Origin of the sequence: Kitasatospora terrestris (assembly GCF_039542905.1) — a bacterium.
Taxonomy (GTDB): domain Bacteria; phylum Actinomycetota; class Actinomycetes; order Streptomycetales; family Streptomycetaceae; genus Kitasatospora; species Kitasatospora terrestris.
In genome coordinates, this window is the sequence record NZ_BAABIS010000001.1 from 3,303,659 (window position 1) to 3,330,308 (window position 26,650).

19 protein-coding genes and 3 rRNA genes are annotated in these 26,650 nt (G+C 71.1%); 10 read left to right on the top strand and 12 right to left on the bottom strand.

The features are described from left to right. The first annotated feature begins 157 nt into the window (after window positions 1-157). Entirely contained in the window at window positions 158-907 is a 750-nt protein-coding gene (locus ABEB06_RS15055) for a ComF family protein (protein WP_345697373.1), read from the top strand. Here the strand turns inward: ABEB06_RS15055 and ABEB06_RS15060 are convergent. The 3 genes from ABEB06_RS15060 to mtrA all read right to left on the bottom strand — a co-directional run bounded on the left by ABEB06_RS15060 (window position 891) and on the right by mtrA (window position 5,560). Then, window positions 891-2,765: an LpqB family beta-propeller domain-containing protein gene (locus tag ABEB06_RS15060; protein ID WP_345697374.1), complete on the bottom strand. Its 1,875-nt coding sequence runs from the start codon at window positions 2,763-2,765 to the stop codon at window positions 891-893. The two genes, ABEB06_RS15055 and ABEB06_RS15060, sit on opposite strands and share 17 nt — an antisense overlap. Next, window positions 2,713-4,737 (bottom strand): MtrAB system histidine kinase MtrB, encoded by a 2,025-nt coding sequence (gene mtrB, locus ABEB06_RS15065; RefSeq protein ID WP_345701855.1) that lies wholly within the window; start codon window positions 4,735-4,737, stop codon window positions 2,713-2,715. Before mtrB ends, ABEB06_RS15060 begins: the two co-directional genes overlap by 53 nt. Before the next feature lie 145 nt (window positions 4,738-4,882). Beyond that, window positions 4,883-5,560, bottom strand: a complete 678-nt coding sequence (gene mtrA / locus ABEB06_RS15070) for an MtrAB system response regulator MtrA (RefSeq protein WP_345697375.1) — start codon at window positions 5,558-5,560, stop codon at window positions 4,883-4,885. 229 nt (window positions 5,561-5,789) lie between these two features. Here mtrA and ABEB06_RS15075 point away from each other — a divergent pair, with 229 nt between their 5' ends. The 5 genes from ABEB06_RS15075 (at window position 5,790) to ABEB06_RS15095 (ending at window position 11,309) form a co-directional block, all read left to right on the top strand. Further along, on the top strand, window positions 5,790-6,956 hold the full coding sequence (locus ABEB06_RS15075) for a DUF7847 domain-containing protein (RefSeq protein WP_345697376.1): 1,167 nt from the start codon (window positions 5,790-5,792) through the stop codon (window positions 6,954-6,956). Between the two features lie 4 nt (window positions 6,957-6,960). After that, a complete protein-coding gene (locus ABEB06_RS15080; protein ID WP_345697377.1) occupies window positions 6,961-7,632 on the top strand; it encodes a DUF4129 domain-containing protein in 672 nt (223 codons plus the stop codon). After that, entirely contained in the window at window positions 7,629-8,861 is a 1,233-nt protein-coding gene (locus ABEB06_RS15085; protein WP_345697378.1) for a DUF4350 domain-containing protein, read from the top strand. The genes ABEB06_RS15080 and ABEB06_RS15085 overlap by 4 nt, the downstream gene beginning before the upstream one ends. 134 nt (window positions 8,862-8,995) lie before the next feature. Then, on the top strand, window positions 8,996-9,916 hold the full coding sequence (locus ABEB06_RS15090) for an AAA family ATPase (protein WP_345701856.1): 921 nt from the start codon (window positions 8,996-8,998) through the stop codon (window positions 9,914-9,916). Between the two features lie 82 nt (window positions 9,917-9,998). Then, complete coding sequence (locus ABEB06_RS15095; protein ID WP_345697379.1) at window positions 9,999-11,309, top strand: DUF58 domain-containing protein; 1,311 nt, start codon at window positions 9,999-10,001, stop codon at window positions 11,307-11,309. Here ABEB06_RS15095 and ABEB06_RS15100 read toward each other — a convergent pair. After that, entirely contained in the window at window positions 11,306-11,953 is a 648-nt protein-coding gene (locus ABEB06_RS15100) for a TetR/AcrR family transcriptional regulator (protein WP_345697380.1), read from the bottom strand. The genes ABEB06_RS15095 and ABEB06_RS15100 overlap by 4 nt on opposite strands. 40 nt (window positions 11,954-11,993) lie before the next feature. Here ABEB06_RS15100 and ABEB06_RS15105 point away from each other — a divergent pair, with 40 nt between their 5' ends. After that, on the top strand, window positions 11,994-12,320 hold the full coding sequence (locus tag ABEB06_RS15105) for a rhodanese-like domain-containing protein (protein WP_345697381.1): 327 nt from the start codon (window positions 11,994-11,996) through the stop codon (window positions 12,318-12,320). A 56-nt stretch (window positions 12,321-12,376) separates the two neighbouring features. Here the strand turns inward: ABEB06_RS15105 and rrf are convergent. The 4 genes from rrf to ABEB06_RS15125 form a co-directional block, all read right to left on the bottom strand. After that, a 5S ribosomal RNA gene (gene rrf, locus ABEB06_RS15110) occupies window positions 12,377-12,493 on the bottom strand. 66 nt (window positions 12,494-12,559) lie between these two features. Then, a 23S ribosomal RNA gene (locus ABEB06_RS15115) occupies window positions 12,560-15,664 on the bottom strand. A 271-nt stretch (window positions 15,665-15,935) separates the two neighbouring features. Next, window positions 15,936-17,457 (bottom strand): 16S ribosomal RNA (locus tag ABEB06_RS15120). Together the 16S, 23S and 5S rRNA genes form the textbook arrangement of a ribosomal RNA operon. A 560-nt stretch (window positions 17,458-18,017) precedes the next feature. After that, on the bottom strand, window positions 18,018-19,022 hold the full coding sequence (locus ABEB06_RS15125; RefSeq protein ID WP_345697382.1) for a stage II sporulation protein M: 1,005 nt from the start codon (window positions 19,020-19,022) through the stop codon (window positions 18,018-18,020). Between the two features lie 244 nt (window positions 19,023-19,266). Between ABEB06_RS15125 and ABEB06_RS15130 the strand changes: the two genes are divergently transcribed. Beyond that, on the top strand, window positions 19,267-20,307 hold the full coding sequence (locus ABEB06_RS15130) for an RDD family protein (protein WP_345697383.1): 1,041 nt from the start codon (window positions 19,267-19,269) through the stop codon (window positions 20,305-20,307). Window positions 20,308-20,329: 22 nt separating this feature from the next. Here the strand turns inward: ABEB06_RS15130 and ABEB06_RS15135 are convergent, their stop codons facing one another. Then, window positions 20,330-20,965, bottom strand: a complete 636-nt coding sequence (locus tag ABEB06_RS15135) for a hypothetical protein (RefSeq protein WP_345697384.1) — start codon at window positions 20,963-20,965, stop codon at window positions 20,330-20,332. 134 nt (window positions 20,966-21,099) lie between these two features. Between ABEB06_RS15135 and ABEB06_RS15140 the strand changes: the two genes are divergently transcribed. Beyond that, window positions 21,100-21,609 carry a SigE family RNA polymerase sigma factor gene (locus ABEB06_RS15140; RefSeq protein ID WP_345697385.1) on the top strand — a complete coding sequence of 170 codons (510 nt, stop codon included), beginning with the start codon at window positions 21,100-21,102 and terminating at the stop codon, window positions 21,607-21,609. Continuing rightward, window positions 21,606-22,694 (top strand): hypothetical protein, encoded by a 1,089-nt coding sequence (locus tag ABEB06_RS15145; protein WP_345697386.1) that lies wholly within the window; start codon window positions 21,606-21,608, stop codon window positions 22,692-22,694. The genes ABEB06_RS15140 and ABEB06_RS15145 overlap by 4 nt, the downstream gene beginning before the upstream one ends. Before the next feature lie 84 nt (window positions 22,695-22,778). On the opposite strand, the gene ahcY is transcribed toward ABEB06_RS15145, so the two are convergent. From ahcY to ABEB06_RS15160, 3 genes are all read right to left on the bottom strand, one after another. Beyond that, on the bottom strand, window positions 22,779-24,224 hold the full coding sequence (gene ahcY, locus ABEB06_RS15150; protein ID WP_345697387.1) for an adenosylhomocysteinase: 1,446 nt from the start codon (window positions 24,222-24,224) through the stop codon (window positions 22,779-22,781). Between the two features lie 196 nt (window positions 24,225-24,420). Next, window positions 24,421-25,395, bottom strand: coding sequence for a cation diffusion facilitator family transporter (locus tag ABEB06_RS15155; RefSeq protein ID WP_345697388.1), 975 nt, complete (start codon window positions 25,393-25,395; stop codon window positions 24,421-24,423). A 74-nt stretch (window positions 25,396-25,469) separates the two neighbouring features. After that, a complete protein-coding gene (locus tag ABEB06_RS15160) occupies window positions 25,470-26,639 on the bottom strand; it encodes an SIS domain-containing protein (protein WP_345697389.1) in 1,170 nt (389 codons plus the stop codon). Between the last annotated feature and the right edge of the window lie 11 nt (window positions 26,640-26,650).

A 26,650-nucleotide genomic window follows, 5' to 3' on the forward strand; every position in this document is an offset into this window, starting at 1 on the left:
ACGTAGCGACGGAGGACCGGCTGTACAGCTGTTCCGCTCTGTTTACCCTCCTGCGGGTGAAACACCGGTAAACGGCTGGACAACACGCCTTGTACCGCCCACCGTATGGCCCAAGTCCCCGCCTGGCGAGCCCCCGGGAGCGGTTGTGACGACGCCGGTGACGACATCCCTGACCACGGCCCTGACGACGTCCCTGCTCGACCTGCTGCTGCCCACCCGGTGCCTGGGGTGCGGGGGCGGCCGCGGCCAGCTCTGCGGCGGCTGCCGCACCGCCCTGGCCCGCCTCGCCGCCGGTCCCGCCGGGCCGCACCCGCCCCCACCCGACCTGCCGCCCCTGCACTCCGCCGCCGCCTACGCCGACCCGCTGCGCCAACTGCTGATCGCCCACAAGGAGCGCGGCGCGCTGCGGCTGGCCGGGCCGCTCGGCACCGCCCTGGCCGCCGCCGTCCGCTCGGCCGCCGGGGCCGGCGCCGCCCCGCTGCTGCTCGTCCCGGTGCCGTCCACCCGGCGGGCCACCCGGGCCCGCGGGCACGACCCGATGCTGCGCCTGGCCGGCGCCGCCGCCCGCGAGCTGCACCTCGCCGGCATCGCCACCCGCGTCGCGCCCGTCCTGCGGCAGACCCGCCCGGTCGCCGACCAGGCCGGGCTGGACGCCGCCCAGCGCCGGCTCAACCTGCGCGGCGCGCTCGCCGTCCCCGCCCGCCTCGCCGCACGCCTGGCCGGCCACCGGCTGATCCTGGTCGACGACCTGGTCACCACCGGCGCCAGCCTCGCCGAGGCGGCCCGGGCGCTGCGCGCCGCCGGCTGCCCGCCGCGCGCCGCGGCCACCGTCGCGGCGACCGTGCGGCGCTCCGGCACCGGCCCGCCGGGGGCGCCGACGTGTCAGGCGCTCAGCTCGGGTAGCTGAAGGAGACCGCCCGGGACTTCACCGGGACCTCGCTCCACTGGTTGTCCTTCAACCGGTAGATCCCCTGGTCGGAGACGGTCAGCACGGCCGGCAGCGCCTGCACCGGATCGGTGCTGTTGCGGACCTCGGTCGCCGAGGCCGAGGTCATCGACTCGCCGCCCTGCTGCGGCGAGTCGGTGCTCGCCGACCCGTCCGTCCCCAGGTAGTGCAGCTGCTGCAGCTTGTCGACCTCCTTGCCGAGCACCAGCAGCTGGTCGCTGTCGGCCCAGGCCACCGAGGCGACCTCGGCGAGCTGCGGGGCGATCGGCCGCAGCCCGACGATCCGCGCCTGCGGCGAGCCGGGCGTCCCGCCGTGCACCACCAGGCCGAGCTCCAGGCTCTGCGCCCCGGTGGCGGACTTCAGCACCAGCGCGACCCTCGTCCCGTCCGAGGAGATCCGCAGCGCCTGGACGGTGCGGCCGCCCAGCCCCTCCACCTGCACGGTGGAGTGGCTGCGGCCGCGCACCATCAGCACCCGGGGCGCGGCCGGGTCGCGGTCGACGATCCACAGGTCGCGCCGTCCGTCCCAGCTCGGCGAGGCGAGGCCGCTGTCGGCCCTGGGGGCGCCGCTGGAGACCACGGAGTCACCGAGCTTGTCGGCCTCGCCGAGCCCGGTCAGGTAGAGCGACTTCCCCCCGGCGCCGACCACCGCGGCGGCGCCGCCGTCGCGGCTGACCGCGACCGACTGGTACCGGCCCTGTCCGGCGGCGGCGGGCTGGCCGAGCACACCGGGCACCGGGCTGCCCTGGCCGCCGTCCTGGTACCGCATCAGCTGACCGGTCTCCAGCTGGTAGTACGCCTGGCTGCCGGCCTGGCCGCCGGCCAGCGCGCCGGGCGCGACCTGGGTGACCTGGCCGGAGCCGACCGAGCAGCCGCCGGCGGCGCCGGTGACCTCCAGGCGTTCCAGCTGGCCCTTGCCCTGCTGGTCGGCGACGGCCTGGAAGAGCTGCTCGGCCATCTGCTGGCAGCTCTGCGGACGGCCCGTCAGGTCGGCGCCGTCGACCTTCACCGTGGCGACCTTGTTGTCGCCGACCGTCACGCTCCTGACCTGCACGCCGCCCAGCGCCGAGTAGACGGCCGGGGCCAGCCAGTCGGACGGGCCGGCGGCGGTCGCCTGCGCGGCGGCGGTCAGCGGGTCTATTCGGCGCCGCAGGTAGATCGGGTCCGGTACCAGGACCTGGACCGGCCGGTCCGCCGACGGGTCGGCGACGGCGAAGAAGTAGCGGTGGACGGCCTTGTAGCCGTTGTCGAAGTTGGTGCGGTCGAGGATCAGCCCGTCCGGCAGGCGGTTGATCCGCCACTCGCCCTTGTTGGGCCCCTCGGTCTCCTTCACGAAGCCGAAGGTCTGCTGGAAGGCCTCGCCGCGGGCGGGCTGGTAGGTGTGCTTGGCGTCGAGCTCGGCCACCCGGCTGCCGCTGACCGACACCTCGGCCGTGGTGTCGCCCTGCTCGGGGACGGCGTCACCGCCGTACTGCGGCTTGTCCAGCACCACCACCCGGGCCTCGGGCCGCCAGCCGCGGCTGGCGTCCGCGGTCAGGTACTGGCGGGCGGTGTCGTAGTTCGCCTGGTCGGCGTTGGAGGAGTCGAGGAAGCCGGCCAGCAGGTCCTGCGGCAGCTCCCCGGTGTGCGGGGCCACCGGGTAGACGTGCACCTGGAGGTCGTCGGCGGCGGCGCCCTGCGGCTCGACCCGCTCGGGCGGGCCACCGGAGGGCATGGTGACGCAGCCGGTGGCGAGCAGGCCGACCGCGGCCAGTCCGCCGAGGCGGCTAGCGGTCCCGCCGCCGGTCCTGCGGCGAGTCCTTGCCGTGCTCCGCGCCATCCTCCGCCCCCTCCTGGTCGCTCGGTTCCCGCTCCTCGGCGGGTGCGGCCTGCCGGGTCGGCGCCCGGCCGGCGGTCGTGTCGACCACCACGTGTGCGCCGGTGGCACCGTACCCCGCCGACGCCGCGCGGACGTCCGAGGGGTCGGCGACCGGGGCGGCCGGCCGGCGTCCCAGTTCCGGGCCGATCGCCAGGACGCCGCCGAGGCCGCTGCCGAAGCCGGGGCGCTCGGTGTCCGGGGTCTCCGGGACGGTGGTGGACTCGCCCGCCGCGGTCAGCGCGGTCGCACCGCCGCCGCGCACCGCGCGCCGGTACGGCGTGCCGGCCGAGGCCATGCCGCGGTTGTGCCGGGAGTCCTCCGGCTCCAGCCGGAACGGCGCCCGGCTGATCTCCCCGCCGCGGGTGCGCGGGAGGGTGAGCCGGAAGTGCGACCCGCCTCCGGGCTCGCCCCAGGCCTGCAGCCAGCCGCCGTGCAGGTGGGCGTCCTCGACGGCGATCGACAGGCCGAGACCGGTGCCGCCGGTGGTCCGCACCCGGGACGGGTCGGCCCGCCAGAAGCGGTGGAACACCCGGGAGGCCTCGCCCGGCTTGAGTCCGATGCCGTAGTCGCGGACGCCGACCGCGACCGCGCCCTCGGCGGAGCCGAGCCGCACCACGACGTCCCGGCCCTCGCCGTGCTCCAGCGCGTTGACCACCAGGTTGCGCAGGATCCGCTCGATCCGTCGGGCGTCCACCTCGGCCACCACCGGGTTCTCCGCGCCGCGGATGATCACCGCGCTGCCCTTGGCCTGCGCCAGCGGGTCGGCGGCCTCCACCACCCGGGTCACGATGTCGCGCAGGTCGACCGGCTCGGCGTCCAGGATCGCGGCGCCCGCGTCGAAGCGGCTGATCTCCAGCAGGTCGGCGAGCAGCGACTCGAAGCGGTCCAGCTGGTCCTGGAGCAGCTCGGCGGAGCGGGCCGCCATCGGGTCCAGGTCCTCGCGGCTGTCGTAGATCAGGTCGGCGGCCATCCGGACCGTGGTCAGCGGGGTGCGCAGCTCGTGCGAGACGTCCGAGACGAACCGGCGCTGCACCCGGGAGAGCTCCTCGAGCTGGTGGATCTGCGCCTGCAGGCCGTTGGCCATCCGGTTGAAGGACTCGCCGAGGCGGGCGATGTCGTCGGTGCCGGTGACCTTCATCCGCTCGTCGAAGTGCCCGGCGGCCAGCCGCTCGGAGATCCCGGCGGCCATCCGGACCGGGGTGACCACCTGCCGCACCACCAGCCAGGCGATGCCGCCGAGCAGCATCACCAGGAAGATCCCGGCGGTGGCCAGGGTGCCGACCACCAGGCTGAGCGTGTTGGTCTCCTGCTTGAACGAGAAGACGTAGTACAGCTGGTAGGTGTTGCGGTCGGGTCCGGTGAACTGCTTGCCGATCACCAGGCCCTTCTCGTCCTCGACCGGCGTGCCGTCGGCGGACGTGCGGTGGATCACCGCGGTCTGCTCGTGCGGGACGGCCGGTTCGGCGGCGACCTGGGCGCGCAGCTCCGGGGTGATGCTGCTGGGCAGGATCGACCCCGAGTAGCGCGCGCCGCGCAGCCCGGCGCTGGGCGCACTTGCCTCCTGGCCGTTGGACAGCGCGATCACCGAGTACACCCCGGCGCCGCCGCTGGCCAGGTCGGAGACCTGCTTGGTCAGCCAGGCGCCTATCTGGTCCCGGGACGGGTCGGCGGTCGCGCCGGCCTTCGCCTGGAGGTTGATCGCCTCGTTGATCTTGTCCTGCTCGATCTTGAAGCCGCCGATCGCCTGGTCCTGGGCGGCGTGCTTCTTGGTGTCCAGCAGGCCCGTACGGACCTGCGCGACCACCACCACGCCCAGCACCAGCACCACCACGAAGGACAGCAGCAGGGTGGTCGCCACCACCCGGAGCTGGATCGACCGCCGGTAGAGCGCCAGCAGCCGGTTGACCGGCCGTCGGAACAGACGCGCCACCATCGCGAGCAGCGCGGCCGGCCCCCGGCGGGGCCGGTGGCCCCGGACGGTGGAGCTCAGCACGTCCCCGCGCACAGCAGCAGCCTCCCCGTCGGGCAGCTCCTCGCCACCCGACGGGGAGTCGTCGGTCTCGTACGGCCGCGTCACGTCAGCTCGGACCCGCCTTGTAGCCCACGCCGCGGACCGTCACCACGATCTCGGGACGCTCCGGGTCCTTCTCGATCTTGGAACGCAGGCGCTGGACGTGCACGTTGACCAGGCGGGTGTCGGCGGCGTGCCGGTAGCCCCACACCTGCTCCAGCAGCACCTCGCGGGTGAACACCTGCCACGGCTTGCGGGCCAGCGCCACCAGCAGGTCGAACTCCAGCGGGGTCAGCGGGATGCCCCGCCCGTCCCGCTTCACCGAGTGGCCGGCCACGTCGATCACCAGATCGCCGATGGTCAGCTGCTCCGGCGTCGGCTCCTCCGCCCGCCGCAGCCGGGCCCGCACCCGGGCCACCAGCTCCTTCGGCTTGAACGGCTTCGTGACGTAGTCGTCCGCACCGGACTCCAGGCCCACCACGATGTCGACCGTGTCGGTCTTCGCGGTCAGCATCACGATCGGAATGCCCGACTCCGCCCGGATCTGCCGGCAGACGTCGATGCCGTCCCGGCCGGGCAGCATCAGGTCCAACAGCACCAGGTCGGGCTTCACCTCCCGGAACGCGGCTAGCGCCTTGTCCCCATCCGCGACGAAAAACGGCTCAAATCCTTCACCACGCAGCACAATGCCGAGCATCTCGGCCAGTGCTGTGTCGTCATCAACGACGAGGACGCGTCCCTTCATGACTCCATCTTCTCATTACCGGATTGTGACCTGCCGCACAGCCGTGCCATTCTGCCCCCTCGGCCCCGTTCCGAACCAGCCATAACGGCTCAAAAGGTCGCAGCCGTACGGTCGGCCGGGCCCGCAGCTCAGCGCCCCGCCGCCGACCGGGCCCGGAAGCCCCCGGACACCCCTGGGGTGCCCGGTCACGCCATGGCACGATGGGCGGCACCACCGACAAGGAGCCGTGATGACCGACACCCCGGGCTGGACCCCGCCCGGTCCGTCCGCCGAGCCCGACGCGTCGGCGCCCGCCGCGCCCGCGGCCACCCCGGCCCCGCAGGGCACCACCCCGCCGCCCGCCGCACCCGGCCCGTACGGCGGCGGCTACGGCTCCTGGGGCACCGGCCCGGCGGCACCCGGCCCCCAGCCCGGCGGCCCCTACGGCCCGCAGTTCGGCGGCCCGTACGGCTGGGGCGCTCCGCCCAGCCCCAAGCCCGGTGTCGTCCCGCTGCGCCCGCTCGGCGTCGGCGAGATCCTCGACGGCGCGTTCAGCACCGCCCGGATCCACTGGCGCACCTGCTTCGGCCTGTCGATCGTGCTCGCCGCGATCACCGAGGTCGTCCAGGCGCTCGCCGAGTGGTGGGGCTACCGCTCCGGCTCCGCGACCACCTACGCGTTCGCGTCGTACGCCGTGCTCCCGCTCGACCTGCTGGTCGGCGTGATCGCCGGCGGCCTGCTCACCATCGTGGTCAGCCGCGCCGTCCTCGGACAGCCCACCGACCTCAAGGACGCCTGGCGCTCCACCCGGCCCCGGCTCGGCCAGCTGCTCGGCCTCACCGGCCTGCAGGCGCTGATCATGGGCGGCCTGTTCGCCCTGCTCCTCGGCGCCGGGAGCACCGACCTGTTCGGACCGGCCCTGCCCTTGCTGATGCTGCCGATCCTCGCCGTCATCATCTGGGTCGTCGTCTCCATCGGCTTCGCCGCGCCCGCCCTGATGCTGGAGAAGCAGGACGTGATCACCGCCCTCAAGCGCTCCTGGCGGCTGGTCCACGGCGCCTGGTGGCGGATCTTCGGCATCAACGTCCTGCTCCAGCTGCTGCTCTTCCTGATCGCCGCGATCGCCGTCCTGCCCTTCGCCGCCCTCGCGTACGCCTTCGGCGCCGGCTTCGGCGACCCGTTCGCCGCCGAGTCCGACACCGCCGCGGGCATCGGCATCGCCCTGCTGGCCGTCGGCGGCACCGTCGTCAAGTGCATCACCATCCCGGCCGCCGCCGCCTGCACCGTCCTGCTCTACGTCGACCAGCGGATCCGCCGCGAGGCCCTGGACATCGAGCTCGCCCGCGCCGCCGGCCTGCCCGGCCACGGCGCACCGCACGCCACCGTGCCCGGCCAGACCACCCCGCCGGGGGCCTGACCGCATGCCGTACTGGGGGGAAGGGGCGCCGCTCGGCGGCGGCGCCCCCGTCACCGTGCCGCGCGATCCGGCCCGCGAAGCCGCCGAACGGGAGCTCCTCAACCCGGCGTACCACCACAACGACCCGGGAGTGATCGACCGCCTGATGGACTGGATCGGCGACCGCGTCGACGAGGTCCTCGACAGCGTCGGCACGCCGTTCGACACCGGCGCCACCGCCGCCGTGGTCGGCATCCTGCTGCTCCTCGTCCTGGTCGCCGTCCTCTGGTGGCGCCTCGGCGCCCCCGCCCGCCGCGCCCGCGGCCAGGACACCCTGTTCGCCTCCGAGGGCCCCCGCAGCGCCGCCCAGCACCGCGCCGCCGCCGCCGACCACGCCGCCGCCGGCGAGTGGGCCGACGCCGTCCGCGAACAGATGCGCGCCCTCGTCCGCGGCCTGGAGGAACGCGCCCTGCTCGACCCCCGGCCCGGCCGCACCGCCGACGAAGCCGCCGGCGAGGCCGGCCGCACCCTGCCGGAGCACGCCGCCGCCCTCACCGACGCCGCCCGCGTCTTCGACGACATCGCCTTCGGCGAGCGCACCGCCGACCAGAACGCCTACCGCGCCCTGGCCGACCTCGACCGCGCCCTGCAGGCCGCCCGCCCCACCCTCACCCCCGTCGGCGGAGGCCCCGCATGACCACCGCCGCCGGAACCACCGAGACCACCGAGCCCACCGAGACCGCCAGGGCCCCCGAGACCCCCTCGCACACCCCGCGCACCCTCTGGCGCCGCTCCCGCCACTACGTCCTGAGCGCGGGCGCCCTCGCCCTGGTCGGCGCCGTCGTCGCCGGCATCACCGACCAGACCTCCGACTACCCCGCCCTCGACCCGCGCTCCGGCGACCCGCACGGCACCCTCGCCGTCGTCCACCTGCTCGAACAGCGCGGCATCGGCGTCCGCACCGCCGCCACCGAGCAGGACCTCGCCACCGCCCTGCGCACCGGCGGCACCACCGTCGTCCTGCCCCGCGCCGACCTGCTCTCCCCCGACCAGCTGGCCCGCCTCGCCCGCGCCCCGCGCGGCGACGGCCGCCTCGTCCTGATCGCCCCCGAGCAGCCCGCCCTCGACGCCCTCCTGCCCGGCACCACCACCGGCACCGACGAGGGCACCGACGACCCGGTCGCCGTCCTCACCACCCCCGCCCGCTGCGCCCTCCCCGAAGCCGCCAACGCCGGCACCGCCACGCTCGGCGGCCTCACCTACCGCGCCGCCCCCGGCGACACCGCCTGCTACCCCCGGCACGGCCGCGAGACCCTGGTCCACCACCGCGCCGCCGGCAACCGCGAGACCGTCGCCCTCGGCACCGGGAACCTGCTCACCAACGACCGCATCGACGAGGACGGCAACGCCGCCCTCGCCCTCGGACTGCTCGGCTCCCGCCCCCAGCTGGTCTGGTACCTCCCGGACTACACCAACCCCGAGGCGCACCGCCGCACCCTGCTCGACTACGTCCCCGGCGGCTGGTACTGGGCCGGCCTCCAGCTCGCCCTCGCCGCCCTGCTCGCCGCCGCCTGGCGCGCCCGCCGCCTCGGCCCCGTGGTCACCGAGCCCCTCCCCGTGGTTGTCCGCGCCGCCGAGACCACCGAGGGCCGCGCCCGCCTCTACCAGCGCGCCCGCGCCCGCGGCCGGGCCGCCGACGCCCTCCGCGGCGCCGCCCGCCACCGGCTGGCCGGCGCCCTCGGCATCCCGCTGACCGCCGGAGAACCCGACGCCACCGCGCTCAGCGCCGCCACCGCCGCCCGCCTCGGCCGGCCAGCCGCCGACGTCCAGCACCTGCTGTACGGACCGGCGCCCACCGACGACGCCGCCCTGCTGCGGCTCACCGACCAGCTCGACGCCTTGGAAAGGCAGGTACGACAGCCGTGACCGAGCAGACCGCCCCGCTCACCCTCGACAAGACCCCCGAGGGCTCCGCCGCGGCCCTCCCGGCCCAGGCCGCGACCACTCCGGCCGCCCCCGCGTCCAGCACCCCGGGCGACGCCCGTACCGCCCTCACCGCGCTGCGCGCCGAGATCGCCAAGGCCGTCGTCGGCCAGGACGCCGCCGTCACCGGCCTCGTCGTCGCCCTGCTCTGCGGCGGCCACGTCCTGCTCGAAGGCGTCCCCGGCGTCGCCAAGACGCTGCTGATCCGCACCCTCTCCACCGCGCTCAGCCTGGGGACCAAGCGCATCCAGTTCACCCCCGACCTGATGCCCGGCGACGTCACCGGCTCGCTCGTCTACGACGCCCGCACCGCCGAGTTCTCCTTCCAGCCCGGCCCGGTCTTCACCAACCTGCTGCTCGCCGACGAGATCAACCGCACCCCGCCCAAGACCCAGGCCTCCCTGCTCGAAGCCATGGAGGAGCGCCAGGTCACCGTCGACGGCGAGCCCCGCCCGCTCCCCGAGCCCTTCCTGGTCGCCGCCACCCAGAACCCGCTCGAGTACGAGGGCACCTACCCGCTCCCCGAGGCCCAGCTCGACCGCTTCCTGCTCAAGCTGATCCTCCCGCTGCCCAACCGCGACCAGGAGTACCAGGTCCTCGCCCGGCACGCCGCCGGCTTCGACCCCCGCGACCTCGCCGCCGCCGGCGTCCGCCCCGTGGCCGGCCCCGCCCACCTCGCCGAGGCCCGCGCCCAGATCGCCGAGCTCACCGTCGCGCCCGAGATCCTCGCCTACATCGTCGACCTCTGCCGCGCGACCCGGCAGTCCCCGTCCCTCGCCATGGGCGTCTCCCCGCGCGGCGCCACCGCCCTGCTCGGCACCGCCCGCGCCTGGGCCTGGCTCGCCGGCCGCGACTACGTCACCCCCGACGACGTCAAGGCCCTCGCCCTGCCCACCCTGCGCCACCGCATCCAGCTGCGCGCCGAGGCCGAGATGGAGGGCGTCACCCCGGACTCCGTCATCCAGGCCGTCCTCGCCCAGACCCCCGCCCCGCGCTGAGCCCGAGGGGCTCCCCCCCTCCACCTCACCGGCCACCCCACCCGCGGCGGCGCACGCGCCCGACCTAGGAGCACCTAACCCCATGGCCCTGACCGGCCGCACGGCCCTCCTCGCCGCCCTCGGCGCCCTCGTCGTCGGCCTGGTCGCCCCGTCCTGGACCGGCATCCTCGCCGTCACCCTCCCCGTCCTGCTCGGCGTCCTCGCCGACCTGGCCCTCGCGGCCCCGGTCCGCGCGCTCGGGCTGGCCCGCGGCGGTGACACCACCGTCCGCCTCGGCGAGGACGCCACCGTCGAACTCACCGTCACCAACCCGGGCCGGCGCCCCCTGCGCGGCCAGGTCCGCGACGCCTGGGCCCCCTCCGCCTGGCGCCCCGGCAGCTCGTACGCCGCCTCCCGGCACACCGTCAGCATCCCGCCGGGCGAACGCCGCCGGCTCACCACCCCGCTCGCCCCCACCCGGCGCGGCGACCACCACGCCGTCAAGGTCACCGTCCGCTCGCTCGGCCCGCTCGGCCTGGCGGCCCGTCAGGGCTCCCGGACCGTCCCGTGGACGCTCCGCGCCCTTCCCCCGTTCACCAGCCGCAAGCACCTGCCCTCCCGACTCGCCCGGCTGCGCGAACTCGACGGCCGCACCAGCGTCCTGACCCGCGGCCAGGGCACCGAGTTCGACTCCCTCCGCGAGTACCTGCCCGGCGACGACGTGCGCTCCATCGACTGGCGCGCCAGCGCCCGGCGCAACACCGTCGCCGTCCGCACCTGGCGGCCCGAGCGCGACCGGCACGTCCTGATCGTCCTCGACACCGGCCGCACCTCCGCCGGCCGCGTCGGCGACGCCCCCCGCCTGGACGCCGCCCTCGACTCAGCGCTCCTCCTCGCCGCCCTCGCCACCAAGGCCGGCGACCGCGTCGACCTGCTCGCCCACGACCTCCACAAGCGCGCCACCGTCGTCGGCCGCTCCCCCGCCGACGTCCTCCCCGCGCTCACCGAGGCCATGGCCACCCTGGAACCCGCCCTCGTCGAGACCGACATGCGGGCCCTCACCGCGGCCGCCCTGCGCACCGCCCCGCACCGCTCCCTGATCGTCCTGCTCACCGGCCTCGACACCCGGCCCGTCGAGCAGGGGCTGCTCCCCCAGCTCCCCCTGCTCACCAAACGCCACGAGGTCGTCCTCGCCTCGGTCGCCGACCCCCGCCTCGACGAACTCGCCGCCGCCCGCGGCACCGTCCAGGACGTCTACGGCGCCGCCGCCGCCGAGCAGACCCGCGCCGACCGCCGCCGCACCGCCGCCCGCCTCACCCGCGCCGGCGTGACCGTCCTCGACGCCCCGCCCACCACCATCGCCCCGGTCCTGGCCGACACCTACCTCGCCCTCAAGGCCGCCGGCCGGCTCTAGGCGCCTTCCCCGGCCCCTCCCCCGGCGCCCATCGCCGCGATCGTCCGCGCGAGCCTGATCAGATCGGCCCGCATCCGCCGCTCCCCCAACTCGGGCAGCAGCGCCGCGACGTGCTCGGCCCCGACCGCCGCCAGCAGCGCGTGCGCCGTGTGCTCCGGATCCGGCACCCCGGCCAGCAGGATCGCCAGGTGCCGGTGCCAGAACCGGTACGCCCCGATCCGGTACCGCGCCCCCGCCGAGGCCGTCTCGGACATCCGCACCAGCGGCAGGTGCTCCACCAGGTAGTCGAAGTACGCCCCGACGAACGCCACCAACCGCTCCTCCGCCGGAGCCCCCGGCCCCAGCGGCGGCGGCCCCGACAGCACGCCGGCCTGCAACTCCCGCTCCCGGCTGTCGAGGAGCGCCACCGCCAGCCCCGACTTGTCCCCGAACCGGCGGAAGACCGTCCCCTTGCCCACCCCCGCCGCCGCTGCGACCTGGTCGAGCGACACCGCGTCCACGCCGTGCTCGGAGAACAACCGGGCCGCCGCCTCCAATACCGCCGCCCGGTTGCGGGCGGCGTCCGCCCGCTCCTTCGGCGGCGGCGAGACGAGGTCCTCCAGCGGGACTAGAAAAGCGGACTGCGGTCCGTTATTGTCGTTCATAACAGGACTGTAGTCCGATTCCACGGAAGGCACCATCACCATGGCCGCACTCATCACCCGCGACGAGCTCCGCACCGCCATCAGCGCCGGCACCGTCACCGTCGTCGACACCCTCGGCGGCGACTACTACGCCCAGCAGCACCTGCCCGGCGCCCTCGCCGTCCGCCCCGACGAGGTCGACAGCCACGCGCCGGCCCTGCTCCCCGACCGCACCGCCGCGATCGTCACCTACTGCTCCAACCCCGCCTGCCCCAACAGCGGCCAGGTCGCCGACCGCCTCACCGCCCTCGGCTACACGAACGTCCGCAAGTACCGCGAGGGCATCCAGGACTGGGTGGAGGCCGGCCTCCCTGTCGAATCCGCCTGACCGCAAACGCGAGAAAGCCCCTCCCGGGACCCGGGAGGGGCTTTCTCTGAATGATTGTTCGGCGGCGTCCTACTCTCCCACAGGGTCCCCCCTGCAGTACCATCGGCGCTGTGAGGCTTAGCTTCCGGGTTCGGAATGTAACCGGGCGTTTCCCTCACGCTATGACCACCGAAACACGGTGAAACTCTCCGCCGGAGCGGGTCGTGGTTTCAGAACCAACACAGTGGACGCGAGCAACTGAGGACAAGCCCTCGGCCTATTAGTACCGGTCAACTCCACCCCTTGCAGGGCTTCCATATCCGGCCTATCAACCCAGTCGTCTACTGGGAGCCTTACCCTCTCGAGGAGGTGGGAGTGCTCATCTCGAAGCAGGCTTCCCGCTTAGATGCTTTCAGCGGTTATCCCTCCCGAACGTAGCCAACCAGCCATGCCCTTGGCAGGACAACTGGCACACCAGAGGTTCGTCCGTCCCGGTCCTCTCGTACTAGGGACAGCCCTTCTCAACACTCCTACGCGCACAGCGGATAGGGACCGAACTGTCTCACGACGTTCTAAACCCAGCTCGCGTACCGCTTTAATGGGCGAACAGCCCAACCCTTGGGACCTACTCCAGCCCCAGGATGCGACGAGCCGACATCGAGGTGCCAAACCATCCCGTCGATATGGACTCTTGGGGAAGATCAGCCTGTTATCCCCGGGGTACCTTTTATCCGTTGAGCGACGGCGCTTCCACAAGCCACCGCCGGATCACTAGTCCCTACTTTCGTACCTGCTCGACCCGTCGGTCTCACAGTCAAGCTCCCTTGTGCACTTACACTCAACACCTGATTGCCAACCAGGCTGAGGGAACCTTTGGGCGCCTCCGTTACCCTTTAGGAGGCAACCGCCCCAGTTAAACTACCCACCAGACACTGTCCCTGATCCGGATCACGGACCCAGGTTAGACATCCAGCACGACCAGAGTGGTATTTCAACGACGACTCCACCATGACTGGCGTCACGGATTCACAGTCTCCCACCTATCCTACACAAGCCGAACCGAACACCAATATCAAGCTATAGTAAAGGTCCCGGGGTCTTTCCGTCCTGCTGCGCGAAACGAGCATCTTTACTCGTAATGCAATTTCACCGGGCCTGTGGTTGAGACAGTCGAGAAGTCGTTACGCCATTCGTGCAGGTCGGAACTTACCCGACAAGGAATTTCGCTACCTTAGGATGGTTATAGTTACCACCGCCGTTTACTGGCGCTTAAGTTCTCAGCTTCGCCCGACCGAAATCGGACTAACCGGTCCCCTTAACGTTCCAGCACCGGGCAGGCGTCAGTCCGTATACAGCGCCTTACGGCTTCGCACGGACCTGTGTTTTTAGTAAACAGTCGCTTCTCGCTGGTCTCTGCGGCCACCACCAGCTCAGGGAGCACGTCCCCTCACCAGCCGTGGCCCCCCTTCTCCCGAAGTTACGGGGGCATTTTGCCGAGTTCCTTAACCACAGTTCACCCGAACGCCTCGGTATTCTCTACCTGACCACCTGAGTCGGTTTGGGGTACGGGCCGCCATGAAACTCGCTAGAGGCTTTTCTCGACAGCATAGGATCATCCACTTCACCACAATCGGCTCGGCATCAGGTCTCAGGCTCATGTTGTGCGGATTTGCCTACACAACGCCCTACACCCTTACCCCGGGACTACCACCGCCCGGGCTGGACTACCTTCCTGCGTCACCCCATCGCTCACCTACTACAGACTTGGACCGGCGGCTCCACCACGTCCCATCGTCCGAAGACTCCGGGCCGGCTTCACGGCCTTAGCATCACCTGGTTCGACGTTGGCGCTTCAAAGCGGGTACGGGAATATCAACCCGTTGTCCATCGACTACGCCTGTCGGCCTCGCCTTAGGTCCCGACTTACCCTGGGCAGATCAGCTTGACCCAGGAACCCTTGGTCAATCGGCGCAAGAGTTTCCCACTCTTGTATCGCTACTCATGCCTGCATTCTCACTCGTGAACCGTCCACAACTGGATTCCTCCGCTGCTTCACCCGGCACACGACGCTCCCCTACCCATCACAGCAGGCGTTGGCCCTCTTGCTGCAATGACACGACTTCGGTGGTGTACTTGAGCCCCGCTACATTGTCGGCGCGGAATCACTTGACCAGTGAGCTATTACGCACTCTTTCAAGGGTGGCTGCTTCTAAGCCAACCTCCTGGTTGTCTCTGCGACTCCACATCCTTTCCCACTTAGCACACGCTTAGGGACCTTAGTCGGTGTTCTGGGCTGTTTCCCTCTCGACCATGGAGCTTATCCCCCACAGTCTCACTGCCGCGCTCTCACTTACCGGCATTCGGAGTTTGGCTAAGGTCAGTAACCCGGTGAGGCCCATCGCCTATCCAGTGCTCTACCTCCGGCAAGAAACACGCGACGCTGCACCTAAATGCATTTCGGGGAGAACCAGCTATCACGGAGTTTGATTGGCCTTTCACCCCTAACCACAGGTCATCCCCCAGGTTTTCAACCCTGGTGGGTTCGGTCCTCCACGCGGTCTTACCCGCGCTTCAACCTGCCCATGGCTAGATCACTCCGCTTCGGGTCTTGGGCATGCAACTCAATCGCCCTGTTCGGACTCGCTTTCGCTACGGCTACCCCACACGGGTTAACCTCGCTACACACCGCAAACTCGCAGGCTCATTCTTCAAAAGGCACGCAGTCACAGCCCGAAGGCTGCCCCCACGGCTTGTAGGCACACGGTTTCAGGTACTATTTCACTCCGCTCCCGCGGTACTTTTCACCATTCCCTCACGGTACTATCCGCTATCGGTCACCAGGGAATATTTAGGCTTAGCGGGTGGTCCCGCCAGATTCACACGGGATTTCTCGGGCCCCGTGCTACTTGGGTGTTCTTCAAGCGAGCCGTACAGATTTCGCCTACGGGGGTCTTACCCTCTACGCCGGACCTTTCGCATGTCCTTCGACTATCCATACGGTTTCTGACTCGCCGACCGGCCGGCAGACCGATCAAGAAAAAACCCACGACCCCGTCACGGCAACCCCTGCCGGGTCTCACACCATGACGGTTTAGCCTCATCCGGTTTCGCTCGCCACTACTCCCGGAATCACGGTTGTTTTCTCTTCCTGCGGGTACTGAGATGTTTCACTTCCCCGCGTTCCCTCCACATACCCTATGTGTTCAGGTATGGGTGACAGCCCATGACGACTGCCGGGTTTCCCCATTCGGACACCCCCGGATCAAAGCTCGGTTGACAGCTCCCCGGGGCCTATCGCGGCCTCCCACGTCCTTCATCGGTTCCTGGTGCCAAGGCATCCACCGTGCGCCCTTAAAAACTTGGCCACAGATGCTCGCGTCCACTGTGCAGTTCTCAAACAACGACCAGACACCCACCCTCGAATGCCCTGAAGCACCCTCAAGTGAGACCGGCACTGAGACAACGTTTCCGTTCCCTCAGGACCCAACAACGTGCCCGACACACCCGACCCCGATCCGCGTTCCACGCCCCGAAGAGCAGTACTGACGGTCATCACCGTGTGTGCCGAATAGTCAACGTTCCACCCATGAGCAACCGTGCGAGACATTCGCTCGCAACCGGCCATGTGCTCCTTAGAAAGGAGGTGATCCAGCCGCACCTTCCGGTACGGCTACCTTGTTACGACTTCGTCCCAATCGCTGGTCCCACCTTCGACGGCTCCCTCCCAAGGGTTAGGCCACCGGCTTCGGGTGTTACCGACTTTCGTGACGTGACGGGCGGTGTGTACAAGGCCCGGGAACGTATTCACCGCAGCATGCTGATCTGCGATTACTAGCAACTCCAACTTCATGGGGTCGAGTTGCAGACCCCAATCCGAACTGAGGCCGGCTTTTTGGGATTCGCTCCGCCTCGCGGCATCGCAGCCCTTTGTACCGACCATTGTAGCACGTGTGCAGCCCAAGACATAAGGGGCATGATGATTTGACGTCGTCCCCACCTTCCTCCGAGTTGACCCCGGCAGTCTCCTGTGAGTCCCCATCACCCCGAAAGGCATGCTGGCAACACAGAACAAGGGTTGCGCTCGTTGCGGGACTTAACCCAACATCTCACGACACGAGCTGACGACAACCATGCACCACCTGTACACCGACCACAAGGGGGCGCCCATCTCTGGACGTTTCCGGCGTATGTCAAGCCTTGGTAAGGTTCTTCGCGTTGCGTCGAATTAAGCCACATGCTCCGCTGCTTGTGCGGGCCCCCGTCAATTCCTTTGAGTTTTAGCCTTGCGGCCGTACTCCCCAGGCGGGGAACTTAATGCGTTAGCTGCGGCACCGACGACGTGGAATGTCGCCAACACCTAGTTCCCAACGTTTACGGCGTGGACTACCAGGGTATCTAATCCTGTTCGCTCCCCACGCTTTCGCTCCTCAGCGTCAGTAATGGCCCAGAGATCCGCCTTCGCCACCGGTGTTCCTCCTGATATCTGCGCATTTCACCGCTACACCAGGAATTCCGATCTCCCCTACCACACTCTAGCCTGCCCGTATCGAATGCAGACCCGGGGTTAAGCCCCGGGCTTTCACATCCGACGCGACAGGCCGCCTACGAGCTCTTTACGCCCAATAATTCCGGACAACGCTCGCACCCTACGTATTACCGCGGCTGCTGGCACGTAGTTAGCCGGTGCTTCTTCTGCAGGTACCGTCACTTGCGCTTCTTCCCTGCTGAAAGAGGTTTACAACCCGAAGGCCGTCATCCCTCACGCGGCGTCGCTGCATCAGGCTTTCGCCCATTGTGCAATATTCCCCACTGCTGCCTCCCGTAGGAGTCTGGGCCGTGTCTCAGTCCCAGTGTGGCCGGTCGCCCTCTCAGGCCGGCTACCCGTCGTCGCCTTGGTAGGCCATTACCCCACCAACAAGCTGATAGGCCGCGGGATCATCCTGCACCGCCGGAGCTTTCCACCAACCCCCATGCAGAGGAAGGTCATATCCGGTATTAGACCTCGTTTCCAAGGCTTGTCCCGGAGTGCAGGGCAGATTTCCCACGTGTTACTCACCCGTTCGCCACTGATCCACCCCGAAGGGCTTCACCGTTCGACTTGCATGTGTTAAGCACGCCGCCAGCGTTCGTCCTGAGCCAGGATCAAACTCTCCGTGAATGATTACCCGTAATCGGGTGCACACTCGCGTCGAGCGGCACGGCAACCACCGGAATAAGGCGGCCCCGCGCACTGCGTCCTCGCTAGTGTTATTTCAAAAGGAATCTCCAACCCCGGAACGATCCGGGGCCGGGGATGTCAACATATCTGGCGTTGACTTTTGGCACGCTGTTGAGTTCTCAAGGAACGGACACTTCCTTCGGACCGCCTTCCAGCGAGCCCTCCGGGCGCTTCGTTCTTTCGTGTTTCCAGCTTATCAGATCCGCTCCGGCCGTTTTAACCGGCCTTCGTTTCCCTGAATTCCCGCTGGGGGATTTCCTTCACTTCGCGGAGAAGCTTATCAAAAGCTTTTCACTGCTCAGTTCGGGTGGTTTGGATCTTCACCGGGCGCCTGCATCCGGAAGGACGCGAGCCTCGGCTCGACCGTGTCGTTGACACTACGCCTGGATCCAGCCTTTGTCCAGCTGGTCCCAACCGTTCAAACCTACTAGTGCGGGTGAATCACGTCAATGGTTCTCCCGCGCTGATCATCAGACTAGCAGGTCAGAGGGGGTACCTGTTCACGCGGCCGTCGGGCGGAGGTCCGCGCGGTCGGCGGCTTCGACGTCTCCGACCTCGCCGAGGGCTGCGGCACGGCGGCCGAGGACGAGGGCGTAGAGGAGGAAGAGGACCTCGGCGACCACGCCGATGCCGATGCGCGCCCAGGTCGGCAGGGACGACGGGGTCACGAAGGCTTCGAGGACGCCGGTGACCAGGAGGACGGCGGCCAGGCCGATGGCCATGCCGATGACAGAGCGGCCCTCCTCGGCGAGGGCGGCGGCCCGGGTGCGCGGGCCGGGGTCGATGACGGTCCAGCCCAGGCGCAGGCCGAGGCCGGCGGCGACGAAGACGGCGGTGAGTTCGAGCAGGCCGTGCGGCAGGAGCAGGCCGAGGAAGAGGTCGAGCCGGCCGGCGGAGGCCATCAGGCCGATGCCGACGCCGAGGTTCAGCACGTTCTCCAGGAGGACGTACAGCACGGGCAGGCCGAGCAGGACGCCGAAGGCCAGGCACTGGGCGGCGATCCACGCGTTGTTGGTCCACACCCGGGCGGCGAACGCCGTCGCAGGGTGGTCGGAGTAGTAGGACTCGTAGGCGCCGCCGGGCTTGGTGAGCTCCCGGATGTAGTCGGGCGGGGCTATCGAGTCGCGGACCTCGGGGTGGCTGGAGATCCACCAGGCGATCAGCGCGCTCAGGAGCAGCGAGACCACGGCGATCGGCACCCACCAGCGGCGGGAGCGGTAGAGCGCGGCGGGGAAGCTGACGGCGAAGTAGCGCCCGGCGTCGCGCCAGGAGGCGGTGCGGGCCCCGGTGACGGCGCTGCGACCGCCGGCGACCAGCGTGGTGAGGCGGCCCTCGAGCACCGGGTCCGGGGCGCTCGCCTGGACCTGGGCGAGGTGGCTGGTGGCCCGCTGGTAGAGGGTGATCAGTTCGTCCGCCTCCTCGCCGTCGAGGCTGCGCCGCTTGCTGAGAACCTCCAGACGGTGCCACTCCGCCTGGTGGGCGGCGACGAAGACGTCCAGGTCCATATGCGGCTCACTCCAGGGCTGTTGTGGTGCGGAGGCGAAGGACTGCGGCCCGGCCGGGGACGCGGGTGGGCGCGGGGTGGCCCTAGCTTGCCAGAGCGGGCCCGGGGTCCGGTGGGCGGTCCGGGCTTCCCGGGCCGGACGGGCCACCGTATGTTTGCGGCTGAGATCGCGGGGGTCGGACCGCGCGGTGGCCGTCCGACCAGGTGGGTCGGCGGGGCCGGGGGAACAAGGACGGGTGGGTGCGGTGAGCGACCTGGTGACGGGCGAGGCGGTCGTCCTCGGGCTGCGGGAGGCCAAGCTGCCGAGCCGGGCTCTGGCCCGGCTGCTGGACGGCGTGATCCAGGCGGTCGCCTGGTTCGTCCTGGCCGTGGTCTTCTCGATGCTGCTGGAGACCGTGGACGAGGCGGCGGTCGAGGCGGTCGCACTGTCCGTGTTCGTCCTCCTCGTGGTGGTGGTACCGGTCGTGGTGGAGACGCTGAGCAAGGGGCGGTCGCCCGGGAAGGCTGCGTTCGGCCTGCGGGTGGTGCGGGTGGACGGCGGACCGATCCGGTTCCGGCACGCGCTGGTGCGCGGCCTGGTCGGGATGGTCGACTTCGGGCTGATGGGGGTCCCGGCGGTGGTCAGCTCGCTGGTCTCGCCGCAGGGACGCCGGCTGGGGGACGTGTTCGCCGGGACGCTGGTGGTCCGGGAGCGGCTGCCGCGGGTGGCGCGGGAGCAGGGTGTCCTGCCGCCGGTGCCACCGCAGCTGCTGAACGCGCTGAGCGCCGAGCTGCTCTCGCTGGAGGTCTCGGCGGTGCCGGACCGGCTGTGGCTGGCGGTCCGTCAGTACCTGGGCCGGATGCGGCAGCTCGATCCGGCGGTGGCGGCGGCGATGGCGCAGCAGCTGGCGGCCGATCTGACGGCGCACACCGGGCGTCCGGTGCCGTACGGGGTGCCCCCGGCGGCGTACCTGGGTGCGGTGCTGGTGGAACGGCAGCGGCGCGAGTGGGTCCGGGCGACCGCGGCGGGCGAGATCCCGCAGGTGTACGCGGCGCCCTTCGGGCAGGCACCCGGGTACGGCGGGCAGCCGGCGTACGGACAGCCGCCTGCGTACGGACAGCCGGTGGCCCAGCCGCAGCCGCAGGTCCAGCCGCAGCCGTCGCAGCCGGGCGGGCCTCCGGTCCGGGTGCTGGGGTATCCGGCGCCGCAGCCCGCGTCGGCACCGGTGCAGGCGCCGCCGGTGCAGGCGCCGGTGGAGCAGCCCGCGCCGGAGCCGTCGGCCGGTGGGTTCGCGCCGCCGGCGTGACGGGGGCGCGACGGGGGCTGGGTCAGCCGGCGAAGTCGGTGGGCCAGGGGTTGGGCGGGGATTCGAGTTCTTCGAGTTCGAGGCCGGCGGCGGCGAGCACCACGTCGCCGGCCAGGTGGACGATCTGCTGTTCGCCGGTCTCCAGGTCGGCGACCTGGTAGCGCTCGACGTGCAGCGGTCCGCTGTCGGTGTCGTGGGTGTCGACCGCTTCGAGCAGCCAGCCCTGGTCGAGGGTGCGCGGGGCGAGCGCGTCGCCGGTGAAGGAGACCAGGCGGACGCGGGAGCCGGCACCGACGTCGAGGCGGAGCAGCCGGGCGGTGGCGACCAGGAAGCCGGGTGAGGCGCCGGTGAAGCCGTGGGCGCGGTCGTGGCCCTCGGTGGCGTGCTCGGCGCGGGGGTCGTCGGCGGCGGCGCGGACCCAGGCGACGCCGTCGACCGCGCCGCCGCGCACCTGCCAGCCCCCGGAGCGCAGTTCGAGCCGGAGCGGCCGGCTGCGGGAGTCCAGGGTGAGGTCGGTGGTGGCGAGGACGGTGCCGTCCGGGGCGTAGGTCTTGGAGACGTAGCGCCAGCCGGCGGCGCCGGGGGCGCAGCTGAAGCGCTCCTCGCCGAGCGGGGTGTGGTCGTGGGTGTCGTGGAGTGCGTAGCGGCCGTTCGGCATGGTCGAAGCCTACGGGGGCGACGGGAGCGGGGGTCCGCCGCGGATTCGCATGCAACCTTCCGGCGGCCCCGCCGCATCAGTGGGGCAGCGGTGGCAGTGGACGCCGCCGGACGAGGGAGGGAGGGGCCCCGGGGATGGCGAAGCAGTCGCGCGACGCCGAGTTCACCGCGTACGTGGCCTCCCGGGCGGGGTGGCTGCGCAAGGTGGCGTATCTGCTCAGCTCGGACTGGCACCGGGCGGACGATCTGGTCCAGGAGAGCATCACCAAGCTGTACACCAACTGGGCCCGGGCTGCCCGGGCGGAGAACCTGGACGGCTATGCCCGGACGGTGTTGGTGAACACCTTCCTGGCGGAGCAGCGCTCGTCGTGGCGCAGGCGGACCCGGACCTCCGCGCAGACCCCGGACGGGGTGACGGCCGGGACGGATCTGGATGTGTCGATGGATCTGCGGCAGGCGCTGGCGGCGCTGCCGCCCAAGCAGCGGGCCACGGTGGTGCTCCGGTACTACTGCGACCTGTCGGTGGAGCAGACCGCCGAGGCGATGGGCTGTTCCAGCGGCAACGTGAAGAGCCAGAGCTCGCGGGCGCTGGGTGCGCTGCGGGTGTCGGCGGCGCTGCGCGTGGCAGGGGGGTTCGAGGGATGAGCGGGGTGAGCGGGCTCGGCGAGCTCATGGCAGGGCTGACGGAGGCTCCGGCCCCCGAGAGCACGGTGGACGTGGCACTGGCGGTGCGGACCGGGCGGGTCCGGCTGCGTCGGCGGCGGCTGGCCGCGGTGGGCGCGGCGGTGGCGGTGGTCCTGACCGGGAGCGCGGTGCTGTCGCTGCGGCCGTCGGGCGCTCCCGCACCGGCGGCGCCGACGGTCAGCGCGTTGCCGTCGACACCGCCCTCGACGGCTCCGCAGCCGTCGGGGGGCGCGGCGGCGGGCGCCGCACCGGTGACCGCGGCGCCGGTCAACGGGAAGGATCCGCTGACGGTGGACGCGGACTTCGGCTGGCTGCCCCCGGAGGCCGACGCCGTGCACTACCAGTTGTCCCCGTACGAGACGACGGTCCGCGGCGAGTCGGTCGGCGGGATCGGTCCGCGGCTCACGCTGAGGGTCTTCGCGGCCGGGGCGGTGCCCGATCCGGCGAAGTCCCCGTTCGGGGCGATGGGCGTGCGGCGGGAGGTGGCCCCGGTGGCCGGCCGGTCGGCGTTCCTGGTGGCGGTGCCGGGCGACCACCAGAACGGCGTCCTCTACTGGCAGGGGCCAGACGGTCGCTGGCTGGAGCTGTACTTCCAGTACCTGAGCGGGACGGACACCGACCAGGTGGTGCACAAGGTCGCCGAGAAGGCCGTGGTCGGCCGGCACTCGATTCCGCTTCCGGCCACCTTCCAGCAGGCGCCGAAGAGCTTCACGCTGAGCAGCGGGTCGTTCGACCGGCAGAACATCCGCGGTCAGCAGTGGTGGACCATGCAGCTCAACTACGCGGCCGGTCCCGGCCAGTACTTCTCCACCACGATCACGCCGGACGGCAAGGCCCCGGATCCGCACCCGGAGATCACCGACCGGCCGCCGGTGCCGCCCGGAGACGCGGGGACCTGCCGGTCCGAGAACGGGCTCAGGGCCTGCGTGCGCGTCGCGCAGCAGGAGTCGATGCTCGACCCGGTGGGCGGTCCGGCGGGTTGGCTGAGCGGGGTGGGGCTGCTGGGCGCGGACGAGGCCCGCTGGACCACCGACGTGCTGCCCTAGGGCGGCGGCGGACGACGGACGGCCGGTGCACCCACGGGGGTGTGCACCGGCCGTCCGGTCGTACGGGAGTCGTACGGGGAGGGATCAGTAGCGGTACTGGTCCGACTTGTACGGGCCCTCGACCTGGACGCCGATGTAGTCGGCCTGGTCCTGGGTGAGGGTGGTGAGCTTGACGCCGAGGGCGTCGAGGTGGAGGCGGGCGACCTTCTCGTCCAGGTGCTTCGGGAGGACGTAGACGCCGATCGGGTACTGCTCGGTCTTGGTGAACAGCTCGATCTGCGCGATGGTCTGGTTCGCGAAGGAGTTGGACATCACGAAGGACGGGTGGCCGGTCGCGTTGCCGAGGTTCAGCAGGCGGCCCTCGGAGAGCACGATGATGGTGCGGCCGTCGGCCTTGCGCCACTCGTGGACCTGCGGCTTGACCTCGGTCTTCACCACGCCGGGGAGCTGGGCGAGGCCGGCCATGTCGATCTCGTTGTCGAAGTGGCCGATGTTGCCGACGATGGCCTGGTGCTTCATCCGCTCCATGTGGGAGGCGAGGATGATGTCCTTGTTGCCGGTGGTGGTGATGAAGATGTCGGCGGTCTCGACGACCTCGTCCAGGGTGGTGACCTGGTAGCCGTCCATCGCGGCCTGGAGGGCGCAGATCGGGTCGATCTCGGTGACGATGACCCGGGCGCCCTGGCCGCGGAGCGACTCGGCGCAGCCCTTGCCGACGTCGCCGTAGCCGCAGACGACCGCGACCTTGCCGCCGATCAGGACGTCGGTGGCGCGGTTGATGCCGTCGATCAGGGAGTGGCGGCAGCCGTACTTGTTGTCGAACTTCGACTTGGTGACCGAGTCGTTGACGTTGATGGCCGGGAACAGCAGCTTGCCGTCGCGGTGCATCTCGTACAGGCGGTGGACGCCGGTGGTGGTCTCCTCGGTGACGCCCTTGATGGTGGAGGCGACCTCGGTCCACTTGGCCGGGGACTCGGTGAGCGTGCGGTTGAGCAGCTCCAGGATGATCCGGTACTCGTCGTTGTCGGCGGTGGACGGGTCCGGGGCCTCGCCGGCCTTCTCGAACTCGACGCCCTTGTGGATCAGGAGGGTGGCGTCACCGCCGTCGTCCAGGATCATGTTGGGGGTCTCGCCGTTCGGCCAGGTGAGCGCCTGCTCGGTGCACCACCAGTACTCCTCCAGGGTCTCGCCCTTCCAGGCGAAGACCGGGACGCCCTGCGGGTCGTCCGGGGTGCCGTTCGGGCCGACCGCGATGGCGGCGGCGGCGTGGTCCTGGGTGGAGAAGATGTTGCAGGAGCACCAGCGGACCTGGGCGCCGAGCGCCGTCAGGGTCTCGATCAGCACGGCGGTCTGCACGGTCATGTGCAGCGAGCCGGTGATGCGGGCGCCGGCCAGCGGCTGGGAGGCGGCGTACTCGGCGCGGATCGACATCAGGCCGGGCATCTCGTGCTCGGCGAGCTGGATCTCCTTGCGGCCGAACGGGGCCTGGGAGAGGTCGGCGACCTTGAAGTCACCGGTGGTGTTCGACATGCGGGGAACTCCTCGCTGCATGGGCCTTGGTTAACGGGTGTGCTGGGCGGCAGAGGGGCGCGTGGGCGGCCCTCTGCTGCGGCACAATCCGTCGGAGGACCTCTCTCCCTCGGCCGGCGCGGGCTGCGCGCCGATCGACCGCCATCAGCAGCGACGTTTTGCTCTGATAGACGAATCTACACCGAGGGGCCCGGGGTCAGTGCGCGTTCCTGGCCGGACCGCCCGGGGTGGCGTCCGCGTCGGGGCCGGCCGCGGCCTTCTCCTCGCTGTAGATGTCCGGCTCCAGGTAGATCACCCGGGCGATCGGCACGGCCCGGCGGACCCGGGCCTCGGCGAGGTCGATCGCCTCGGCGATCTGGGCGGCGCTGTCCTCCGCGTTGACGCCGATCTTCGCGGCGACCAGCAGCTCCTCGGGGCCGAGGTGCAGGGTGCGCATGTGGATCACGTCGGTGACCGAGTCGTGGTCGACCAGCGCGTCGCGGATCTCGGTGACCACCTCGTGGTGGGCGGACTCGCCGATCAGCAGCGACTTGGTCTCCAGCGCCAGCACGATCGCGATCAGGATCAGCAGCAGGCCGATGCAGAGGGTGCCGATGCCGTCCCAGACCGCGTCCCCGGTGATCACGGTCAGGCCGACGCCGAGCAGCGCCAGCACCAGGCCGATCAGTGCGCCGGTGTCCTCCAGCAGCACCACGGGCAGCTCGGGGGCCTTGGCCCGCCGGATGTAAGAGGACCAGTTGTGGCCGCCCTTGTCCTTGCTCGCCTCGCGGTAGGCGGTCAGGAACGACCACCCCTCCAGCGCGATGGCGAAGACCAGCACGCCGACCGGCCAGTACCAGTTGTCCAGCTCGTGCGGGTGGGCGATCTTCTCGTAGCCCTCGTACACGGCGAACATGCCACCGACGCTGAACAGCACGATGGAGACCAGGAAGGCGTAGACGTACCGCTCGCGGCCGTAGCCGAAGGGGTGCTCGGGGGTGGCCTCGCGCTGGGCGCGCTTGCCGCCGACCAGCAGCAGCACCTGGTTGCCGGAGTCGGCGATCGAGTGCACGCCCTCGGCGAGCATCGAGGACGAACCGGAGAACGCGAACGCCACGAACTTGCCGAGCGCGATGCCCAGGTTCGCGGACAGTGCCGCGACCAGTGCCTTGGTGCCGCCTTCGGTACTCACGCTTAAGGTCCCTCCGCCTGCGAATGCTGCGATGCTGCGACGCTGTGACGAGGGGACCTTATCGTGACCCCGGATCAGCCCTTCGTGGCGAGGCCGAGGTAGACGGCGGCGAAGTCGGTCAGGCCGATCAGTTCGGCAAGCGCCTGCAGCGGGTCCTCCAGGCTGGAGGTGTAGTCGGTGAACCGGACCTCGTGGGCGTCGGCAAGGCGGCGGGCCCGGGCGACCGCGTAGCCCGGCTCGGACAGTTCGTCCACGCCGGGGGTGTGGCGCAGCAGCACGACCTGGAGCTGGAGCGGCCCCGGCTCGTCCACCCGGTCGCGGAAGAAGTCGTCCAGGTCGCCGCCGACGGCGCCGAGCCGGCCGGTGAACATGCCGCGGTGCGCGGTGAGCGCCTGCGGGAGCCGGCCGGTGGGGGCGGGCAGGCCGGCCTGGTCGGCGAGCATCGCGGCGAAGCGCTCGGCCGCCGCGGCGGTGGTCGGGCCGTCCGCCCAGAGCAGCGGGACGGTCTCGGCGAGCTGGCCGGCCAGGCCCTTCGCCGGGTTGCCGTACGCCTCGGCGTCGGGCCGGCAGCGGACCGCGACCTCGTCCAGCCGGTCGGCCGCCGCCTCCAGCGCGCCGGGGGCCAGCTGGGCCGCGCCGACCCGGTCGGCGAGGGCGAGCAGCGGGGTGAGGTAGGCCCAGAGCGCGGCCGGGTCCTCGACCGGCAGGTCGGGTTCGGGGCTGTCCTCCCCCTCCTCGACGCTGCTGGTCGCGAACGGCAGCGGGAGGCCGCGGACCTGCAGGGCGGCGTCGGCGAGCTCGCTGCCCTCGGGGGCGATCACGGCGATCGCGCAGCCCCGGGCGTAGGCCTGCTCGGCGAGGTTGATCAGGCCGCCCTCGCGGCCGGCGGAGCTGGCCAGCACGATCAGGTCGAGCGGGCCGGCCCAGCCCGGCAGCACCCAGGACTGGCCGTCGGTGAAGTACGGCGCGGACGGCCGGGTGTCGGCCGGCGGCAGCGGGAGGACCAGGCTGCTGGGTGCCGCCAGGGCGGCGAGCACAGCGGTGGCGGTCAGCGCGCTGCCGTGGCCGGCCACCAGGACGGCGCGCGGGCGGCCGTCGGGGCGCAGCGAGCTCAGCCCGGCGGCCTCGGCCAGCCGCAGGGCGATCCGGACCCGCGCGCCCGCCCCGGCCAGGGCGAGCAGAGCGTGCTGGCGGTCGGCGCGCTGCAGGGCGGCCGGGTCGTCGAGCAGTGAGTCGTCGAGCATGCGGCTTCGCC

Bases quoted from the DNA above. Each gene is read 5' to 3' on its own strand.
- ABEB06_RS15060 (WP_345697374.1), bottom strand. From the start codon at position 2,765: ATGGCGCGGAGCACGGCAAGGACTCGCCGCAGGACCGGCGGCGGGACC.
- mtrB (WP_345701855.1), bottom strand. From the start codon at position 4,737: ATGGTGGCGCGTCTGTTCCGACGGCCGGTCAACCGGCTGCTGGCGCTC.
- mtrA (WP_345697375.1), bottom strand. From the start codon at position 5,560: ATGAAGGGACGCGTCCTCGTCGTTGATGACGACACAGCACTGGCCGAG.
- ABEB06_RS15075 (WP_345697376.1), top strand. From the start codon at position 5,790: ATGACCGACACCCCGGGCTGGACCCCGCCCGGTCCGTCCGCCGAGCCC.
- ABEB06_RS15080 (WP_345697377.1), top strand. From the start codon at position 6,961: ATGCCGTACTGGGGGGAAGGGGCGCCGCTCGGCGGCGGCGCCCCCGTC.
- ABEB06_RS15085 (WP_345697378.1), top strand. From the start codon at position 7,629: ATGACCACCGCCGCCGGAACCACCGAGACCACCGAGCCCACCGAGACC.
- ABEB06_RS15095 (WP_345697379.1), top strand. From the start codon at position 9,999: ATGGCCCTGACCGGCCGCACGGCCCTCCTCGCCGCCCTCGGCGCCCTC.
- ABEB06_RS15100 (WP_345697380.1), bottom strand. From the start codon at position 11,953: ATGAACGACAATAACGGACCGCAGTCCGCTTTTCTAGTCCCGCTGGAG.
- ABEB06_RS15105 (WP_345697381.1), top strand. From the start codon at position 11,994: ATGGCCGCACTCATCACCCGCGACGAGCTCCGCACCGCCATCAGCGCC.
- ABEB06_RS15125 (WP_345697382.1), bottom strand. From the start codon at position 19,022: ATGGACCTGGACGTCTTCGTCGCCGCCCACCAGGCGGAGTGGCACCGT.
- ABEB06_RS15135 (WP_345697384.1), bottom strand. From the start codon at position 20,965: ATGCCGAACGGCCGCTACGCACTCCACGACACCCACGACCACACCCCG.
- ABEB06_RS15140 (WP_345697385.1), top strand. From the start codon at position 21,100: ATGGCGAAGCAGTCGCGCGACGCCGAGTTCACCGCGTACGTGGCCTCC.
- ABEB06_RS15145 (WP_345697386.1), top strand. From the start codon at position 21,606: ATGAGCGGGGTGAGCGGGCTCGGCGAGCTCATGGCAGGGCTGACGGAG.
- ahcY (WP_345697387.1), bottom strand. From the start codon at position 24,224: ATGTCGAACACCACCGGTGACTTCAAGGTCGCCGACCTCTCCCAGGCC.
- ABEB06_RS15160 (WP_345697389.1), bottom strand. From the start codon at position 26,639: ATGCTCGACGACTCACTGCTCGACGACCCGGCCGCCCTGCAGCGCGCC.